Annotated in this window: 18 protein-coding genes; 7 read left to right on the top strand and 11 right to left on the bottom strand. The window is 42.5% G+C overall.

The features are described from left to right. Positions 1–80: 80 nt before the first annotated feature. Positions 81–341, top strand: a complete 261-nt coding sequence (gene rpsT, locus VHA01S_RS12615) for a 30S ribosomal protein S20 (RefSeq protein WP_021714872.1) — start codon at positions 81–83, stop codon at positions 339–341. A 106-nt stretch (positions 342–447) separates the two neighbouring features. On the opposite strand, the gene VHA01S_RS12620 is transcribed toward rpsT, so the two are convergent. Both VHA01S_RS12620 and nhaR read right to left on the bottom strand, forming a co-directional pair. Continuing rightward, positions 448–744, bottom strand: a complete 297-nt coding sequence (locus tag VHA01S_RS12620) for an ArsR/SmtB family transcription factor (RefSeq protein WP_023404751.1) — start codon at positions 742–744, stop codon at positions 448–450. Between the two features lie 81 nt (positions 745–825). Continuing rightward, positions 826–1,722, bottom strand: coding sequence for a transcriptional activator NhaR (gene nhaR / locus VHA01S_RS12625; protein ID WP_023404752.1), 897 nt, complete (start codon positions 1,720–1,722; stop codon positions 826–828). Between the two features lie 344 nt (positions 1,723–2,066). On the opposite strand from nhaR, the gene VHA01S_RS12630 reads away from it, so the two are divergent. Continuing rightward, positions 2,067–3,215 (top strand): Na/Pi symporter, encoded by a 1,149-nt coding sequence (locus VHA01S_RS12630; protein ID WP_023404753.1) that lies wholly within the window; start codon positions 2,067–2,069, stop codon positions 3,213–3,215. 97 nt (positions 3,216–3,312) lie between these two features. Here the strand turns inward: VHA01S_RS12630 and VHA01S_RS12635 are convergent, their stop codons facing one another. The 6 genes from VHA01S_RS12635 to rppH all read right to left on the bottom strand — a co-directional run bounded on the left by VHA01S_RS12635 (position 3,313) and on the right by rppH (position 9,713). Further along, entirely contained in the window at positions 3,313–4,302 is a 990-nt protein-coding gene (locus VHA01S_RS12635; RefSeq protein ID WP_023404754.1) for a Solitary outer membrane autotransporter beta-barrel domain, read from the bottom strand. 117 nt (positions 4,303–4,419) lie between these two features. Then, a complete protein-coding gene (locus VHA01S_RS12640) occupies positions 4,420–5,271 on the bottom strand; it encodes a thymidylate synthase (RefSeq protein ID WP_021714867.1) in 852 nt (283 codons plus the stop codon). Then, positions 5,271–6,107, bottom strand: coding sequence for a prolipoprotein diacylglyceryl transferase (gene lgt / locus VHA01S_RS12645; RefSeq protein WP_023404755.1), 837 nt, complete (start codon positions 6,105–6,107; stop codon positions 5,271–5,273). The genes VHA01S_RS12640 and lgt overlap by 1 nt, the downstream gene beginning before the upstream one ends. Before the next feature lie 22 nt (positions 6,108–6,129). Continuing rightward, the gene (locus VHA01S_RS12650; RefSeq protein WP_039970877.1) at positions 6,130–6,924 is read right to left on the bottom strand and encodes a sulfite exporter TauE/SafE family protein; all 795 of its coding nucleotides are present in this window, start codon (positions 6,922–6,924) and stop codon (positions 6,130–6,132) included. Positions 6,925–6,926: 2 nt separating this feature from the next. Continuing rightward, positions 6,927–9,182, bottom strand: a complete 2,256-nt coding sequence (gene ptsP / locus VHA01S_RS12655; RefSeq protein WP_023404757.1) for a phosphoenolpyruvate--protein phosphotransferase — start codon at positions 9,180–9,182, stop codon at positions 6,927–6,929. Positions 9,183–9,194: 12 nt separating this feature from the next. Further along, on the bottom strand, positions 9,195–9,713 hold the full coding sequence (gene rppH, locus VHA01S_RS12660) for an RNA pyrophosphohydrolase (RefSeq protein ID WP_023404758.1): 519 nt from the start codon (positions 9,711–9,713) through the stop codon (positions 9,195–9,197). Between the two features lie 614 nt (positions 9,714–10,327). Between rppH and mutH the strand changes: the two genes are divergently transcribed. Then, complete coding sequence (gene mutH / locus VHA01S_RS12665) at positions 10,328–11,005, top strand: DNA mismatch repair endonuclease MutH (protein ID WP_023404759.1); 678 nt, start codon at positions 10,328–10,330, stop codon at positions 11,003–11,005. Positions 11,006–11,015: 10 nt separating this feature from the next. On the opposite strand, the gene VHA01S_RS12670 is transcribed toward mutH, so the two are convergent. Both VHA01S_RS12670 and VHA01S_RS12675 read right to left on the bottom strand, forming a co-directional pair. Further along, complete coding sequence (locus VHA01S_RS12670) at positions 11,016–11,327, bottom strand: DUF6482 family protein (RefSeq protein ID WP_039970880.1); 312 nt, start codon at positions 11,325–11,327, stop codon at positions 11,016–11,018. Between the two features lie 114 nt (positions 11,328–11,441). Beyond that, entirely contained in the window at positions 11,442–12,353 is a 912-nt protein-coding gene (locus VHA01S_RS12675; protein ID WP_023404761.1) for a hydrogen peroxide-inducible genes activator, read from the bottom strand. 192 nt (positions 12,354–12,545) lie between these two features. Between VHA01S_RS12675 and VHA01S_RS12680 the strand changes: the two genes are divergently transcribed. The 4 genes from VHA01S_RS12680 (at position 12,546) to VHA01S_RS12695 (ending at position 17,819) form a co-directional block, all read left to right on the top strand. Then, on the top strand, positions 12,546–13,154 hold the full coding sequence (locus VHA01S_RS12680; protein WP_023404762.1) for a peroxiredoxin C: 609 nt from the start codon (positions 12,546–12,548) through the stop codon (positions 13,152–13,154). Between the two features lie 227 nt (positions 13,155–13,381). Continuing rightward, positions 13,382–15,475 carry a polyphosphate kinase 1 gene (ppk1, locus tag VHA01S_RS12685; RefSeq protein WP_023404763.1) on the top strand — a complete coding sequence of 698 codons (2,094 nt, stop codon included), beginning with the start codon at positions 13,382–13,384 and terminating at the stop codon, positions 15,473–15,475. After that, entirely contained in the window at positions 15,450–17,000 is a 1,551-nt protein-coding gene (gene ppx, locus VHA01S_RS12690) for an exopolyphosphatase (RefSeq protein ID WP_039970868.1), read from the top strand. Before ppk1 ends, ppx begins: the two co-directional genes overlap by 26 nt. A 72-nt stretch (positions 17,001–17,072) precedes the next feature. After that, positions 17,073–17,819, top strand: a complete 747-nt coding sequence (locus VHA01S_RS12695) for a copper homeostasis protein CutC (RefSeq protein ID WP_023404765.1) — start codon at positions 17,073–17,075, stop codon at positions 17,817–17,819. Here the strand turns inward: VHA01S_RS12695 and phoU are convergent. After that, positions 17,816–18,523, bottom strand: a complete 708-nt coding sequence (gene phoU / locus VHA01S_RS12700) for a phosphate signaling complex protein PhoU (RefSeq protein ID WP_023404766.1) — start codon at positions 18,521–18,523, stop codon at positions 17,816–17,818. The two genes, VHA01S_RS12695 and phoU, sit on opposite strands and share 4 nt — an antisense overlap. Between the last annotated feature and the right edge of the window lie 24 nt (positions 18,524–18,547).

Below are 18,547 nucleotides of genomic sequence, written 5' to 3' on the forward strand. Positions count from 1 at the left end.
AATCAATTGACTTTCGGTTATCAAAAAGGCATTCTCCACGACCTTATATTGTTACCGAACAAGTTTTGGGAGTTAGACCCTTGGCAAACAGTAAATCTGCTAAGAAGCGCGCTATCCAGGCTGAGAAACGTCGTCAGCACAATGCTAGCCGTCGTTCTATGATGCGCACTTACATGAAAAAAACTATCGCAGCTATCGAAGCTGGTGATAAAGAAGCTGCAACTGCTGAACTAGCAGCTGTTGCACCGATCCTAGATCGCGCAGCGACTAAAGGCCTTATTCATAAGAATAAAGCTGCACGTCATAAAGCACGCTTCTCTGCTGCAATCAAAGCTCTTTAATTAGAACTTCGATTCAGAAATAAAAAACCGGCTTCTGCCGGTTTTTTTGTCTCTTTTTTTTGAGCTTGTCAAAAACACCCCTCCTCACTATCTCTAGTGACTCTGGTTATTCAGAACAATACATCTCATGCAGTAGATGAATCATACGTTTTACTTCAGTACTGCTTAACGAGTAATACACTGTTTGTGCTTCTTTACGTGTTGCCACCAAGCCATCGCGTCTTAGCCACGCTAAATGTTGAGATAATGCAGACTGGCTAAGATCTAATTGTTGGCACAACTCCCCTACAGACAACTCTCTATCGTGCAGCATACACAAAATAAAAAGACGTCTCTCATTCGCCATCGCTTTTAACAGCAACACAGCTTTGGGAGAATTTTTTTCCATTGCTTTCAAATTCATAAGATATTTGTAGTCATACATTTTAGCGAATAGATAAAGCCTACGCCTGACAAAAGCAAAGTTAAACCTCTACTCTTGAAATTAATGAAAAATTTTAGAAAAATCAGCATCACAGACACTTTTTACTGCAGGATGCTGAATCATTCTCTCTGCAAATATGACGTAGTACTCTTCTTTTAATGCTTCAATTTCGGCGATGCGATGAAATAAAGGCACTCCGGACGGATTACCTTTATATGGATAACGAGTTGGAGCAATGAATACCGTTTCTGGATGCGTTTCAGCAAACGCTTTCATTAAAGCAAAGTCATCAAATTCGCCCAATATGCTCGGTTGAAAGCCTTGTCTATCACACCATTCGGTCACTTTTCGGCCCATAGAAGTTCTTGAACCGGGGATAAGTAAGCGATATTTTTCCAAATTTGGCCAAAATTCGGCTTCATCTAGCGGAGTTGCTGAACAAAAGCTCATGCCACACTCACCCAATTTTTTACTGTATAAGCCTGCGTTTTGTGAGGAATCGATTGGACAATCAGAGAGAATCATATCCAGCTTGTGTTGTGATAACTGCTCTAACAGCATTTCGTGAGTTGATTCGTAACATCTAAGGTGGATGTTGCCATCCTCAGGCACCGTTGTGGAAAGAATTTGACTGACTAGGCTTTTTGACAGGGCGTCAGCTACCCCCACTTCAAACAACAAGTTCGCTCTTTGACTATAATTAACGATATCGAGCATTTCATAACTCAAGTCATACATTCTATCTGCATACTTAAACACTAACTGGCCCAACTCGGTTGGCTCAATACTCCTACCATTACGTTTCGTTAACTTGCCATTAAGACGTTGCTCTAATGCTTTTATTTGCCCAGTAACAGTTTGCGGAGTCAAAAATAGCGCATCAGCGGCTTTAGTCAGCGAGCCTTGTTTGCAGACCATCCAAAAATAATAAAGATGATTGTAATTGAGATGCGACATATTCGATCCTTTATCTACATTAAATAATTAAGGGTAAAGAGCATTAAATTTCGATAATACCGAAGTAAAATTAAAGCAAGATGACAATCTTGTCACATTAATATTTGGGTCAGATCAATATTTAGCACTAAAGTTGTTGAAAGACATGTTATTACACCATTTAAAAATAAAATAAAATACATTAAAAACAACAACTTAAAAGCAAAACGCACTTACGCAAACGCTTGCGTGAACACAAATACAAAAAAGTGTTTTTTTACTGAACTGTAATATAACTGAAATATAAGTTATCTAAACTCGCCAACAGTTGATTAAAAGCCTAGATAAAGGCTCGGAGAAAACAAATGAACAACCAAGCATCTTCAATCTCAACAACAGCAGTAGGTAAAACCCGCTGGTTACGTTGGGCTAACTTGGCTTTCATGCTGTACCTACTTCTTGTATCTGTTTCTATGGTTGGCAGTGGCTTTAAAATGGCTTCTGGCGAACATGCTAAGACACTATTTGATTTTGCCTCGCACCCTGTTGCAGGTTTAATGATTGGCCTTGTCGCTACCGCTCTTATTCAATCTTCGAGTACAGTAACTTCGATCATTGTTGGTCTAGTTGCCGGCGGACTGCCTGTAGGGATTGCAATCCCTATGGTTATGGGTGCGAATATCGGCACCACAGTCACCAACACTCTAGTCAGTCTTGGCCATCTACGCTGTAAAGAAGAATTCAAACGTGCATTTGCCAGTGCCACGGTTCATGATTTCTTCAACTTACTCGCGGTTCTTATCTTCTTACCACTTGAAATGATGTTTGGTATCTTCGGCAAGCTTTCGGCTTGGCTAGTTGCGCCTCTAATGGGCACAGGCGACCTAAACATGGGTGCATTCAACTTCATCAAGCCGTTGACTAAACCTCTTACAGGCATGATTCAAGAGCCTCTGACAGCCTTTGGGCCGATTGTTGCTGGCGTAAGCATGATTATCTTGGGTATCGCAACCATCATTATCTCCATCACCATCATGGGTAAACTGATGAAGAGCCTTATGGTAGGTCGTGCTCGTGAAATCCTTAAAAATGCAATTGGACGTGGTCCACTGCACGGTATTTTCTCTGGCTCTGTAGTGACGGTTCTGGTTCAGTCTTCTTCAACAACAACCAGTTTGATGGTTCCTCTAGTGGGCTCTGGCGTATTAAAGGTACGTGATGTTTATCCGTTTACTCTAGGGGCTAACATAGGTACGTGTATTACCGCACTGCTGGCCGCTACAGCTGTTACAGGTGAGTTTGCAGTATTTGCTCTGCAAATTGCATTAGTGCACTTACTATTCAACATTGCGGCAACCGTATTTATTTTCGGAATTCCATTCTTACGCGAGCTACCGTTGAAAGGTGCCGATTGGATTTCGACAATGGCGATTAAGAATAAAGCGGTTGTTGCTGGATACTTAATTGCAGTGTTTGTTCTTATGCCAGGTACAGTGATTGCACTAACTTCATAACAGCAGATTACTCAGCTAGTAAAAACGGCTTACTTCCTCTTAATATTAAGTAGAAGTAAGCCGTTTTTTTGTTTGGTTATACTTGTATCAACGGCCACTACTCGTTGTAGAAAAACACTAAAGCGCCACCTTTTAAAGAACTGCCATAATTAAGGCTAAGCCCTATTCCTACGTTATAAACCAATGAAGAATAGTCACTGGTATCAATCACCCACCCCACGCTGTATTCCCCATAATGTGTGGTATCTAAAGGATCTCTTAAATCTCCGCCAACATCGATGCGTCGAGCTCGAAAGAGCAGATCTTGCTTTCGGTTTCCCCACGGGCTGAGGTGATATTTATATTGTAAACCGTTCATAATGCGCCAGCCTTCAGGCGTTGCATTGGCTGTGCCTATGCTTCCACCAAAGCTGCGTCCCCAAAAATAATGGTATTCACTATTAAAACGAAGCTCACCCCCTCCAAGCTGTTTGGTATAAATAACATCAAGCTGTGGCTCAACGACCCACACATTGGAAGAGCCATTAATCACCGAGGCAATACCTTCTTCCCTGATAAACTCACTGGCAGGGCTATTTGCAGTAAACTCATTGTTGTAATGCATTAAGTGCAAGCCTGAACCCATAAAGAGCTGCCATTGTTCAGACAGTTGATAACCTAGCGAATACTCAGCATAACCTGCTAGCACCTTATCCTTGTTTTTATCCGTCTCCCAATCCTCCAGCCCGCTGAATCGCTCATAGGAGATATCTCGACTTAGCTCCAAATAGGCCGCACGTAGCTTTAAACGATGTAACCAAAGGCTATTGTCATCCTTAAATAAAAATGAAATGGGTAGAGAGGTCGCGGCGATTCTACGACGAGTATCTATCGCTTCTTGGCCACCAAAGTCGGGATTATCGGTGCCAAATATCTTATTGGGATCGAAATTGCCAAAACCTATGGTAATTAATTCACTGTCGGTAAGGACTAAGGTCGTTGAGTAAATATCAGATAAGTATTTATCTGGATCAATGAGGCTAGCGAGTGCCGTTTCAGAACAAGCTAATGCACTAACAGCAAGAGGAATGTAACGTCCATATTTCATATTCAAATAACTCTATCCACTGAGTGATTGACGTAAAAAAGGGCTAATACCTAAATATTAGCCCTATATGAAATAATTTTTTAAATTCAGAGAGATAAAATCAAATCTATGCTCTTTTTACACCGAGAATGGATACTTGATGGCAGGATGTGATTCATACCCTTCTACAGAGAAGTCATCCATTGTCACCCAAGTTTCTAAATCTTCTAACGTTTTGATCTCTGGGTTAATGATGAACTTAGGTGCATTAAGAGGTTCGCGATGCAATTGTACATCACGCATCAACTCCAGTTGATCCTCATAAATATGCGCATTCACTATTTTGTGGTACGCCACACCGGCTTTCTTGCCCGTGATTTGCGCCATGATAGCCAAAAACGCATACACCTGAACCATATTAAAGTTCAGCCCTAGAGGGACATCACAAGAGCGCTGAGTGCTGTTTAAATACAGAGTATCACCAAGTAATGAAAAGTGATGGCTGTACATGCACGGACGCAAACAGCCCATGTGGAATTCACCTGGGTTGTAAAAGTTAAGGATCTCTCCTCGGTCGTCCACGCCTTTCGTTAAGTCATCAACAATTTTACGTAATTGGTCAATGTGTCCACCATCAGGTTTAGCCCACTGACGACCTTGCACGCCATACACGCGCCCCATGTCGTCTTCACCTTTACGGTATTTATTGTCTAACCAAGCTTGGTTAAGGTTGGCGTTGGCATCCCATGTTTTAGTGCCAATAGCGCGGAACTGCTCTGCGTTATCGTAGCCACGAATATAACCAATTAATTCAGCAACAGCCGCCTTCCAAAAACTCTTGCGAGTGGTCACTAAAGGAAATGCATTGTTAGCAACATCATAAGTTAAATCAGCATTGATAACCGTAAGGCAACGTTTACCCGTACGCTCATTTTCAATCCAATGGCCTTCATCAACAATGCGACGACATAGGTTTAGATATTGTTTCATTACTTACTGTCCTTACCTACGTTAGCAGAGGTGTTATCCAAAGATTTAGCGTTGTATTTGTATGCCCAGAAGATCATAGCCGCACCAATAAGAATCATTGGCGATGACAAAATCTGCCCCATAGAAATCCAGTTACCGAACAATCCAAGCTGAGCATCAGGTTCTCGGAAATATTCAACAATGAAACGGAACGTGCCGTACCCCATCAAGAATAAGCCTGACACTGCGCCGGCAGGTCTAGGTTTACGGATAAAGAAGTTCAAAATAAGCAGTAATACAAAGCCTTCTAGGAAGGCTTCATAAAGCTGAGAAGGGTGTCTTGGTAGGTATCCACCGGATGGGAACATCACCGCCCATGGCACGTCGGTTACTCGTCCCCAGAGCTCATCATTCATGAAGTTACCAATGCGACCTACCCCAAGACCAAATGGGATCAGCGGCGCAATGAAATCAGCCACACCAAAGAAGGTGCGTTTGTTGCGATAGGCGTAATAAGCCATCGCAGAAATAACGCCTAGCAGACCACCGTGGAAGGACATGCCTCCGGTCCACACTTCAAATAGATATAGTGGGTTATCAAGGAACAAACCAAAGTTGTAGAACAAGACGTAACCGATACGTCCACCTACCACTACCCCAAGAAAACCTAGGAATAATAAATCAGATACTTGTTCTCGATTCCAGCCACTGTTGGGTTTGTCAGCGCGACGATTGGCCAACCACATAGCAAAAGCAAAGCCAATCAAGTACATCAACCCATACCAGCGAATTGAAATTGGACCAATTGCAAGTAGCACAGGATCTATATGAGGGTAAGTGAGAAATCCTTGATTCATAAAGTCTTCTTAGCGTTAATCATTAAAAGAAAAGCATTCGTATCGCTATCACTAATAGCAATACGGAAAATATTTTTTTGAGTGTTGGTGTTGGCAATACATTGGTTAACCTAACACCAATCCTACTGGTTAGCACTGAGCTAGAGGCAATAGCAAGTAACGCAGGTAAATAAACATAACCTACACTGTGCGCAGGCAGTACATCAGAGCCTGAACCATGCAAGACAAAACCTAGCATTCCAGAAGCGGCCAATATCATACTGCAAAACGATGACGTGCCTACCGCCTTACGCATTTCTATCCCACGCCGATTAAGAAATGGCACCAACAACGAGCCGCCACCAATACCAGCAAGGCTTGAGATAGTACCGATCGTAGCTCCAGAGATAAAGGTATTTGTCACCCCAATGTGGCCTTTAGCTGCCGTGGCTTTGATAGATGTAAACATACGAATCGACAAACACAAAACTATACAGCCAAATATTGGGGGCAAGTAATCACTTGGCACTCGCTCAGCAATAAAACTGCCGCCAAAACCACCGACAATGACTCCGGGAATCAAAAATTTGGCTACAAACATATCGACATTGTTAGCCCGATAATGATTGAGGGCGGATGAGCCCGAGGTAAGGATGATACAGGCTAAAGAAGTCGCCAACGCCATTTGCATTGCAATGGCTGCTTTAATGCCAAACATCGGCAGTAAAAAAAGTAAAGCAGGCACGATAATTAAACCGCCACCGATACCAAGTAAACCCGCTAATACTCCAACAAATGCACCAATAACCACCAATACTGCAATTAATTCAATGGTAATCATTAATGTTTTCCAGGACGCACAAAACCGGCCAAGCCTCGATGTTCAAGATATTCAAAGGCCAGCTTGTGTACCTCTGACGCGTAAGATTGACTGGTCGCGACATTAGCCAAGGCCTTTAGATCCTCTAAATTAGATTGTCGAATAACATATTTAATATTGGCGACATTTGCAGAGCTCATACTCAATTTTGTAAACCCTAATCCCAATAGCATCAGCACCCCAATCGGGTCCCCCGCTAATTCGCCACAAACTGAAACTGGTAGATTGGCATCTTCACACGCGACTTGAATTTGCTTCAATGCGAGCAACACCGCAGGGTGGACCACTTCGTACAGTTCCGATACCTGACTATTATTACGATCAACAGCAAGTAAGTATTGAGTGAGATCATTGGTACCAACAGAAACAAAGTCAATTCGCTTCGCGATCGCCGGTAATAGGTAAATCATAGACGGTACTTCGAGCATTATTCCTACTTTAGGCTTTTTCACCTGCGGATAAGTCAAAGCAACTTCATGATAGGCTTGCGCGATTAAAGAGAGAGAAGAATCTAATTCTGGCGCACCCGAAACCATAGGCAATAAAATATTCATTTCATTTTTCTGCCCAATACTGGCTCTCATCATCGCTCGTACTTGGATTAAAAAGATATCAGGATGATCTAAGGTAAAGCGAATTCCCCGCCAACCTAAAAATGGATTTTCTTCTTCCATCGGAAAATACGGTAATGATTTATCACCACCGACATCTAAGGTACGCATGACCACAGGTTTATCTTGTGAGTAAGCCAGTACCTTTCGGTAGGTTTCCACTTGCTCATCCTCAGAAGGGAAAGCTTGTTTCACAATGAAGGAGATTTCGGTGCGGTATAATCCAATACCATCAATGACATCATTTAAGAAATAACTGACATCAACGCCTAATCCTGTATTGAGCAAGATGGTAATCGGCGCTTTATCTAAAGTAATCGCTGGCAAACAGACTTCAGATTCAACCATAGAACGAACTTCTTGCTCTTCGCTCAATAATTGTTGGTACTCAGACATCTCCTGATAGGTCGGATGAATCAGCACCTCACCGTTATATCCGTCTAAGATAATCACTTTGCCATCATCGATCCCTTTCAGGTTTGGACCGATGACTGAGGGAATGCCTAATGCGCGTGATAAAATGGCCGCATGTGAGTTCACGCCACCTTGTACCGACACCACACCTAATAACATTTCTCGTGGCACAGAAGCGAGCAAAGTTGTAGTGAGTTCATTCACCACAAAGATCACCGGCTTCTCTAGTTTTATTTCCTGAACCTGAGAGTGATTGAGGAAGTACAACAGACGCTGACCTAGCTCACGCACATCTTGCGAACGTTGCTGCAGGTAGATATCACTCATGCGAGCAAAATGATTTGAATAGCGTTCAATCACTTGTCGCAGTGCCCAGTCTGCGGTATCCCCTTTATCTATTTGAGAGAGTAAATCCCCTCTTAATTTGGGATCATTTAGCAGGTGAGTAAAGAGATCAAAAATAGCCAACGCATCTTTATTGAGATCGCTATCAAGCTGTTTTCTGAGGCGACGAAATTCCTTTAAAGCACTTTCAACCGCAACTAATAGCCATTCTTTGTCTTTTTCAACATCCACCGCAGAGGCCGGTGACACGTCGCTCAGCAAAGGCTCATCATTGCCTCGCCAAATCGGGCCAATCGCAATGCCATTACACGCCGATAAACCAGTCACAATATTGTCGGCACCTCTGCGCTCTTGCAGTAGCCAATTCCCTTGTTGCTGTTCACTGACAATCAACACCGCTAATTGCGCTGCAAGAGTCACTAAAAAAGATTCTTCGATATCACTAAATAAACGAGGTTTCTTCTGTTGAATCACCACAACACCTAAAATGCGTTTGCGATGAACAATTGGTGTCGCGAGAAAGGCTTGATAAAGCTCTTCGCCAAGTTGAGGGAAATATTTAAAATCGGGATGCAGTGAGGCTTTGGCAATATTTAAAGGTTCAGCGGTTCTATGAACTAAGCCCACTAAGCCTTCTTGAAAGCCAATATGTAAGCGCTCACCAGAAAAAGTCAGCCCCTTGGTTGCCATTAACTCAAGGCGCTGCTTTTGATGATTAGAAAGATAGATAGTGCAACATTCGCTATTTATCGCATCACAGGTGCGTTCAACAAACACCTCAAGTGCTTGATGTATGTCTTCGACCCGAGATACGTGCTCAACTATATCCCTTAGTTGATTCAGCATTATAGTGCCCTACTACCCTTTTCGGTTTTTGCGTTTTCGGTTCTGCTTTCGATCTTTGAACGGCATAGCAAATGAAGCAAATTCCTTCATTGCTCTACGGTAGACATCTCTTTTAAAGGAGACTACTTGTCTCACTGGATACCAAAAGCTTACCCAGCGCCATCCATCAAATTCTGGAGTTGGTCCTCTTTGCATATTAATCTGCGACTCATCGCAGGTTAATTGCAATAGAAACCATTTTTGTTTTTGTCCGATACAGACAGGTTTGGAATCCCAACGCACTAATCGTTTTGGCAAGCGATAACGCAACCAGTGACGACTCGTAGTGACAATTTTTACATCTTCTTTGGTTAACCCGACCTCTTCATACAATTCTCGGTACATCGCCTGTTCAGGGGTTTCACCGTCGTCTATTCCACCTTGTGGAAATTGCCATGAATGTTGTCCGTATCGTTTAGCCCAGAGCACTTGACCGTGGTTGTTACATATTACGATTCCCACATTTAAGCGGTAACCATCGCCATCGATCACTGGCTAACCTCTACTGATAAATTTTATATGAGTCGATTTTTCCACAGATCCCCCAGTTGAGCAAATGCAACCTGAGTAAAAGTTGCGAAACTATGAAGCCAGAGGAGTTACTTTGGATAAAATACAATCAAAACAGAGTTTATCAACAGACCAATTGAAATAGACTGAGTTTATTCACTATATCTGTGAGTAACTTTGTGAGAAAAACTGAAACAATCGCTATTTGGATTATTTTTCGATCTTATAGATAAGATAACAACACAGGTCACACTTTTATTATTCCCTTTAAAAACAACAAGTAAAAGCAACAAACGTTCTCAAAATACATTTAAAAAAACTGTTCATTATTTGATCCTTGAAGATCGAGTGAATATTAACCACAAATGCATTTATCCACACAACCAACGCATTCACGCATAATTGACAGGCTAAAACAAGCAAAAAACGTGACCTAAAAGCCTGTTTATTTATACATGACAATGAGTTATTACAGATATTATTTCACAGCCTGTGGATAACCTTTAAATAAGCCCCTATTTGGTTTATAATTGCGCATTCCAATATCCTCAAATGATCTTTACCACTTTAAGATCTTTCATTAATAGGAGAGCCCTGTGCAGATAGCACCTCCTAAAACCGAGCAAGAGTTACTCAATCGAGCACAATCACTGACTGGATACTCATTTTCAGAACTGGCAGAAGAAGCGGGTATTGCAGTACCAAAGGATCTTCGTCGTGATAAAGGCTGGGTTGGACAATTAATTGAAAGGCATCTTGGCGCAGAAGCAGGCAGTCGCCCTGAGCAAGATTTTGCCCATCTTGGTATTGAGCTAAAAACCATCCCGCTTAGCTATACAGGCAAACCTCTAGAAAGCACTTTTGTTTGCGTAGCTCCGTTAACCGGGATCCATGGCCTGACTTGGCAACAAAGCCATATTCGACAAAAACTAAGCAAGGTACTGTGGGTTCCTGTGGAAGGAGAAAGAGAACTGCCACTGAGTGAACGCCACGTAGGTTTTCCTAAACTGTGGACACCAACGCCAACTCAAGAAGATCTATTGCGTGAAGATTGGGAAGAATTGATGGAAATGATCGCAACGGGTCGCATCAATGAGATAAGCGCCAAGCATGGACAAGTGATGCAAATCCGCCCTAAAGCGGCGAATAGCCGTGCATTAACCGATGCCTATGGAGCAAGCGGTAAACATATAAAAACACTACCAAGAGGGTTTTATCTTCGCAGTAACTTTACCCACTCTATATTGCTAGAGCTCAATAACGTGGGTGAATAAAGAACAAGGTTCAGTAACTCTTTAGCGATAATTCAATATCATAGTAAGGTTGCCCCTCTAGAGTGCCAAACTCATCATACGCGTTGTGCAAACGTAAATAAGCACTGTCTAATCCCAACTTAATCAACTCTTCTTTGACCACTTCTAATGAGGCGAAAGACATAGGTTTATCGTCTTCACGAATCGGTTCAAGTTTATGTTTAAATTCAACGGCCAGTTGATAAGTAGACAGATCAGCACACCCAATAACGAACACTTTTGGCACTTCCATATGCCGCTCGATATCAGCATGAATCCATTGGTCGAACTGATGTTTTTGCATGATAACCCCCCACTGCTCTTTTTCAGTAAAGACCACACACTTTGTAGGATCAAATAAATAGTGGATCTTTCTGAAAAATAGCCGAGATATCAGCATTAGATATTGTGCGAGTATTTACCTATCTAACAGCTTTTTGACCACTTGAGCCAATTGCATAAAGGTTTCGGTGCGGGTATTGCTTGGTCGCCAAACTAAACCGATATCGCGATAAGCTTGTCGCCCGGGAGGATCAATCACTATCAACGAATGCTTGTCGAGCAAGCCATGATCTATCGCCATTTGAGGGATAAAGGTTGTGCCAAGTCCATTTGCGACCATCTGTACTAAAGTGTGCAAACTGGTGGCTGTAAAAGGGTTTATCTTGCTCTTTTCTGTCAAATTACACGCTGATACCGCATGATCGGTCAAACAGTGCTCTCTCTCTAATAGAAACACTGACTCATCCGGAAGATCACTATAATGCAGCGGTATCTTAATGCTGTTTGCTTGTGACTCACTGATCACCATTTTAAATTGATCCCTACCAACCACTTTGCTGGCTAAGTTACCAATGTCTACTGGAAGCGCTAACACCAACACATCTAACTGACCATTTTGTAAGGCCGTTAATAAATTAGCGGTGGTATCTTCTCGTAGCAAAAGCGTCAGATCAGGAAAACTCTCATTCACTTCTCGAACCAAGCCACTCAATAAAAAAGGCGCAATAGTGGGAATGGCTCCTAGTCGTAACTGCCCTTTCATTGCTCCGCCACAAGCCAGTTGTCCAAGCGCTGTGAGATCTTGGCTTTTGGTCAGCAATTCGCGGCCTTGCTTGACCACCAAATCCCCCACATGAGTAAACACTAGGGCACTTTTTTTATCTTGCTTCTCATACAAGGTACAGCCAAAGTGTTTTTCAAGGTTTTGAATACCTTTACTTAACGTGGATTGACTGACAAAACAGCGCTGAGCAGCCTCACCAAAGTGACGGGTCTCATACAAAGTAATCAGATAGTGCAGTTGTTTTAAGCTGGGCCATTTATTCATGAAAAATTTTAAATCACCTATTTAGAAGCATTGCGTTGAGAGTAAGTTAACAATTTGGATACATCGCTTTTATCGATTAACTCAATCTATTTAATTCGCTTTTTTCAATAGTATATTCTGTATTATAGTTTGTCCCGTAAAACATGGAACCGACCTGAAACTCAGGCACAATTACATATTTAGGAGCTCAAAATGGTATTAGTAGGCCGTCAAGCACCAGATTTCACAGCATCAGCTGTACTAGGCAACGGTGAAATCGTCGATAACTTTAACTTCGCAGAATTCACTAAAGGTAAGAAAGCGGTAGTTTTCTTCTACCCACTAGACTTCACTTTCGTATGTCCTTCAGAGTTGATCGCGTTCGACAACCGTTTCCAAGACTTCCAAGATAAAGGCGTTGAAGTAATCGGCGTATCTATCGATTCTCAGTTCTCTCACAACGCATGGCGTAACACTGCTATCGATGATGGCGGTATTGGTCAAGTTAAGTATCCTCTAGTTGCTGATATCAAACATGAAATCTGCAAAGCATACGACGTTGAGCATCCAGAAGCTGGCGTTGCTTTCCGTGGTTCTTTCCTAATCGACGAAGATGGCCTAGTTCGCCACCAAGTAGTTAACGACCTTCCACTAGGCCGTAACATCGATGAAATGCTACGCATGGTTGACGCTCTAAACTTCCACCAAAAGAACGGTGAAGTTTGTCCTGCACAGTGGGAAGAAGGTAAAGCAGGTATGGACGCATCTCCAACAGGCGTTGCAGCATTCCTATCTGAGCACGCTGAAGACCTAGGTAAATAATTTAAGTCTTACCACAGCAATAAAAATTCTAAGCCGGTCAATACTTTGTATTGACCGGCTTTTTTTGTTTGCTATTCACTCCACTCGCTTCCTTTTTCACCGTGATACGTATTTTTTTACCGCTTATGTGGTAATTGTCACACAAATGAAATCCTACCGTAATAATATTTTCGCCATCCAATGTTTGACATTTCCCCCGCATTGTAATTTAGAAAAACGGAATAGCGATGAGCACAGAAAAACTATATGTAGAAAAAGAACTTAGCTGGCTTTCTTTCAATGAGCGCGTGCTGCAAGAAGCCGCTGACAAATCAGTTCCATTGATCGAAAGAATCCGCTTCCTAGGTATCTTCTCAAACAACCTAGATGAGTTCTACAAAGTGCGCTTCTCTGATGTAAAACGCCGTATTTTGATCAACCAAGAACACAAACGCCAAGACAAATCCAAACGTCTACTCAGTAAAATGCAAAGTAAAGCCATGAAACTTAATCAAAAGTTTGATGAGCTTTACGGCGAATTACTTCTGGAAATGGCGCGCCGTCGAATCTTCTTAGTAAATGAATCTCAAATTGATCAAACTCAGCAACAATGGATCAAGAAGTTCTTTCGCAAAGAGGTGCTTCCTCACATCACACCTATCGTGATGCACGAAGAAATCAACGTATTAGATTTCCTTAAAGATGAATGTGCCTACCTTTGTGTCTCCCTAGTTAAGAACAATGTTTCTCAATATGCACTTTTAGAAATCCCAACCGACCATTTACCTCGATTTGTGATGGTTCCTGAGCAAAAAGGCAATCGCAGAAAAACCATTATCCTTCTCGACAACGTCATACGTCACTGTCTTGATGATATTTTTGGTGATTTCTTTGAATACGATGAAATCAACTGTTATTCAATGAAGATGACTCGTGATGCAGAATATGACTTAAGTTACGAAGTAGAGCACAGTCTACTAGAACAAATGTCGGAAGGGCTTAGCCAACGTCTTTCTGCGATGCCGGTACGTTTTGTGTATGAAAAAACCATGCCAGCAGCAATGCTTGAGTTTCTATGCCGTAAACTAGAAATCTCTAACTACGACAGTTTAATTCCGGGTGGTCGTTACCATAACTTTAAAGACTTTATTGGCTTCCCTAATGTAGGGCGTGATTACTTAGAAAATAAACCACTTCCGCCAATAAAAGCAGCGGTATTTGATAACTATCGTAACAGTTTTGATGCGATTCGTGCCGAGGATATTCTTCTTCATTATCCTTACCACACCTTTGATCACATCTCTGAGCTTGTTCGAGAAGCCTCTTTTGATCCTAAGGTCATTAGCATAAAGATTAATATCTATCGTGTTGCGAAAGGTTCAAGACTGATGAACTCGCTTATCGATGCTGTCAACAACGGTAAGAACGTCACCGTTGTGGTAGAACTGCAAGCTCGCTTTGATGAAAAAGCCAATATCTTATGGTCAAAACGCCTTACTGACGCAGGTGTACACGTTATTTTTGGCGCGCCGGGCCTTAAAATTCACTCTAAGTTATTGCTTATTAACCGTAGAGAAGGCGAAACCATCAAACGTTACGCGCATATTGGTACAGGTAACTTCCATGAAAAAACCGCGCGTATTTATACCGATTTCTCACTACTAACGGCTAAGCAAGAAATCACCGATGAAGTACGCCAAGTGTTTGGTTACATTGAAAACCCTTATCGTCCAGTGAAGTTTAAACAGCTGATTGTGTCACCAAGAAACTCTCGTGAGCGTCTGTACGAATTGATCGACTGCGAAATTGAGCACGCAAACGAAGGCCGTAAATCAGGCATTACTTTAAAAGTAAATAACTTGGTTGATAAAGGTTTGATCAACAAGCTCTACCAAGCAAGTACTGCAGGTGTGCCTGTGCGTATGATTATCCGCGGTATGTGTTCTCTAGTGCCGGGGGTTGAAGGTGTGAGTGACAACATTCAAATTATCAGTGTGATTGACCGATTCCTTGAGCACCCAAGAGTGCTTATTACTGAAAATAATGGTGACAATAAAGTCTATATCTCTTCTGCTGACTGGATGACTCGCAATATGGAAAACCGCATTGAGGTTGCAGCCCCAGTTAACGATCCTCAATTAAAACAGAGAATTAAAGATATTATCGAGCTACAATTCACGGACACAGTCAAAGCTCGATGGATCGATAAAGAGATGTCGAATGCTTATGTGGCACGAGGTAATCGCCGTAAAGTTAGATCTCAAGTGGCGACCTACAATTACATCAAGCAAACCGAAAAACAGGTAAGAAAACTGAGTGAGCCAGCAATTGAAACAGCCTAACTCAACACAAAATAGTGAAGCTGCTCTAGAAAAGGATATCGCCGCCATCGACCTTGGCTCTAACAGCTTCCATATGGTAGTTGCTAAGGTTGTTGGACAAGACTTACAAATAGTCAGTCGCCACAAGCAACGAGTGAAACTCGCCAGTGGCTTAGATGAGCACAACCTCTTATCTGAAGAATCCATGCAACGTGGGCTAGATTGCCTAGCTATGTTTTCTGAACGACTGGAAGGCTTTAAAGTCAATAACGTTCGAATGGTTGCTACCCATACCTTACGTATTGCCAAAAACGCCAACCAGTTTATTCAACGAGCACAGCAGGTGCTTCCCTTCCCTATCGAATTGATTCCCGGGGAGGAAGAAGCACGTTTGATCTATCTTGGCGTTGCGCATACTCAGCCGGTATCAAAGAACAAATTAGTTATCGATATCGGCGGTGGAAGCACCGAGCTCATCATTGGTGAAGGCTTTGACTCTGAACTAGTCAACAGCCAACAAATGGGCTGTGTTAGCTATGCTCATCGCTATTTTAGCGATGGCAAACTCACCAGTAACAACTTTACTGAGGCCAACCTTGCCGCGCAACGTCAGCTTGAGTTTTTAGCCAAGCAGTACAAACAACGTGGTTGGGAACTAGCATTAGGCTCATCAGGTACAGTGAAAGCTATCCGCGAATGTCTGATTTCACTTGGTTTTGAAGATGGCATAATCACCTCTAAACGACTTAAAAAACTCACCACTCACCTATGTGAATTTAAACGCGTTGATAAGATTGTTATAAAAGGGATTTTAGAAGAGCGATTGTCTGTTCTTGCTCCCGGCGTTGCTATCTTACAAGCGATATTAGAATCGCTAGATATTGATGAGTTGCATTATTCTCCCGGCGCTTTGCGAGAGGGCGTAATGTACGAAATGGAGAAAAAGTTTACTCACTCTGATATTCGGATGCGCACCGCAGAAAATCTGGCACTAAAACATCGAATCGATGTTGAACAAGCCAACCGAGTAAGAGTGCATGCTAAGCACTTCCTCAAACAAGTGATCAGCGACACCGATTTAGAGAAAAACAGTGAGTTAGTGAAACTGCTTAACTGGGCGGCACTGCTACATGAAGTGGGCCTTAGTTTGAGTTATCGCGGTTATCATCGTCACTCTCATTATCTATTACAGCACACCAATATGCCGGGCTTTAATAGTGAGCAACAACGACTGATCGCCACTTTAGCTCGTTATCAACGTAAAGCGTTAAAGCTGAACGAGATGCAAGAGTTTAGCCTGTATGCGAAAAATAACATTCTCGACCTGATTAAGATTTTGCGCTTAGCCATTGTCATCAATGTGTCTCGAAACGATGCCAAAGCCAATTTATGGCAATTGACCATTAAAGATGGCGAATGGATTTTGACACACACCGCGCCAGAATACTTTACTGAAAATAGCCTGCTTCTGTTAGGTTTAGAGCAAGAGCAGCTGTATTGGAAAAACGCAGGGTGGACATTAACCCTTCCGTTTCCACATAAATAAGTAAAACCACAAAGGACTCTTGGAGTCCTTTGTTTTTCTATAACTTTAGATCTCTATAAATCAGGTTTTTTTATGCCGTATCAAATTGAAGTGTGTATCGACAACATTGAGTCACTCAGCACTGCAATAAAAGCAGGAGCCACTCGTATCGAGCTATGCTCGTCCTTAACTTTGGGAGGACTCACCCCAAGCTACGGCTTCATGCGACAAGCCAAGCAACACGCTAGCATCCCTATTTACGCCATGATTAGACCGCGTCAGGGAGACTTCTTATTCTCTGAGGCCGAAGTGGCAATCATGCTAGAAGACATCAAAGCTGCTAAACGTGCCAAGCTAGATGGCGTAGTTATTGGCATTCTAACGGCGCAAGCTGAGGTGAATTACGAAGCGTGTCAGAAACTTGTTGATGCGGCAACGGGGATGGGTGTGACCTTTCATCGAGCGATCGACCAATGTAAGAACATCACACAGGCACTGGAAGATGTTATCAAGCTAGGATGTGAGCGAGTGCTAACTTCAGGGCAAAAAAGCACAGCAGAACAAGGCGTTGCTACTCTAGCAAACATGCATCAACAAGCGGCAGGGCGTATTAACATCATGGCGGGCGCAGGCGTTAATGCTCACAATGCCCAGTACATTATTGAGCAAAGCGGCGTTGATGAATTGCACCTATCAGGTAAAAGCGTGCGCCCAAGTCACATGCTCCATATCCAAAATGAAGCGCAAATGGGCGCGAATACTATCGATGATTTTCAGATCCCAGTAACGGATTTTAATGCCATTCAAGCCATGAAGCAGACGTTAGACAATATTCGCTAAACAGATTCACTGCCTTTGTATTTATCAATTTCTTGGTTGTCTGAGTGTCGAACGTCTTTCCCTTTGACGCAGTAAATAATGTATTCACAAATATTCTGACAGCGGTCTCCCACTCGTTCAATCGCTCGTGCTGACCACATGACTTGTAAGATGGTTGGGATCATGTTCGGTTCATCCATCATGTTTTGTGTCAGTTGGCGGATAATATTTTGATACTCTTCATCCACCCTATCATCCATATCATAGATGTGTGCAGCAGCGTCAATATCGAGGCGAGCAAAGGCATCTAACACTTGATGCAACATACCTATCGCTAAGCGACACAGAGGTTCTAATGAGTTTTGATAACGAGGATCAGAGCTTTTGTTCTCTAACGAGGTGCGAGCAAGGTGAGAAGCCACATCGCCAATACGTTCGAGCTCGGTAATGGTTTTGATGATGCTCATAACCAGCCTTAAATCACCCGCCGTCGGCTGACGTCTGGCAATAATTCGAGTACAAGCTTCATCAATGACCACTTCCATCGAATTTACGTTATGATCCTCGGCAACCACTTTCTTTGCCAATTGATAATCTTGTTTAACCAAAGAACGTAACGCATACGCTAATTGCTGTTCAACCAAACCACCCATGGTTAAAACATGACTACGAATAGCCTCAAGCTCTACGTTATATTGCCCTGATATATGGCGACCTGTGTGCATTTAGCTTAATACTCCTTAACCAAT

Origin of the sequence: Vibrio halioticoli NBRC 102217, assembly GCF_000496695.1 — a bacterium.
Classification (GTDB): domain Bacteria; phylum Pseudomonadota; class Gammaproteobacteria; order Enterobacterales; family Vibrionaceae; genus Vibrio; species Vibrio halioticoli.

Coding starts and splice junctions, on each gene's coding strand:
- VHA01S_RS12620 (WP_023404751.1), bottom strand. CDS start 744: ATGAATTTGAAAGCAATGGAAAAAAATTCTCCCAAAGCTGTGTTGCTG.
- nhaR (WP_023404752.1), bottom strand. CDS start 1,722: ATGTCGCATCTCAATTACAATCATCTTTATTATTTTTGGATGGTCTGC.
- VHA01S_RS12630 (WP_023404753.1), top strand. CDS start 2,067: ATGAACAACCAAGCATCTTCAATCTCAACAACAGCAGTAGGTAAAACC.
- VHA01S_RS12635 (WP_023404754.1), bottom strand. CDS start 4,302: ATGAAATATGGACGTTACATTCCTCTTGCTGTTAGTGCATTAGCTTGT.
- VHA01S_RS12640 (WP_021714867.1), bottom strand. CDS start 5,271: ATGAAACAATATCTAAACCTATGTCGTCGCATTGTTGATGAAGGCCAT.
- lgt (WP_023404755.1), bottom strand. CDS start 6,107: ATGAATCAAGGATTTCTCACTTACCCTCATATAGATCCTGTGCTACTT.
- ptsP (WP_023404757.1), bottom strand. CDS start 9,182: ATGCTGAATCAACTAAGGGATATAGTTGAGCACGTATCTCGGGTCGAA.
- VHA01S_RS12670 (WP_039970880.1), bottom strand. CDS start 11,327: ATGCAAAAACATCAGTTCGACCAATGGATTCATGCTGATATCGAGCGG.
- VHA01S_RS12675 (WP_023404761.1), bottom strand. CDS start 12,353: ATGAATAAATGGCCCAGCTTAAAACAACTGCACTATCTGATTACTTTG.
- VHA01S_RS12680 (WP_023404762.1), top strand. CDS start 12,546: ATGGTATTAGTAGGCCGTCAAGCACCAGATTTCACAGCATCAGCTGTA.
- ppk1 (WP_023404763.1), top strand. CDS start 13,382: ATGAGCACAGAAAAACTATATGTAGAAAAAGAACTTAGCTGGCTTTCT.
- VHA01S_RS12695 (WP_023404765.1), top strand. CDS start 17,073: ATGCCGTATCAAATTGAAGTGTGTATCGACAACATTGAGTCACTCAGC.
- phoU (WP_023404766.1), bottom strand. CDS start 18,523: ATGCACACAGGTCGCCATATATCAGGGCAATATAACGTAGAGCTTGAG.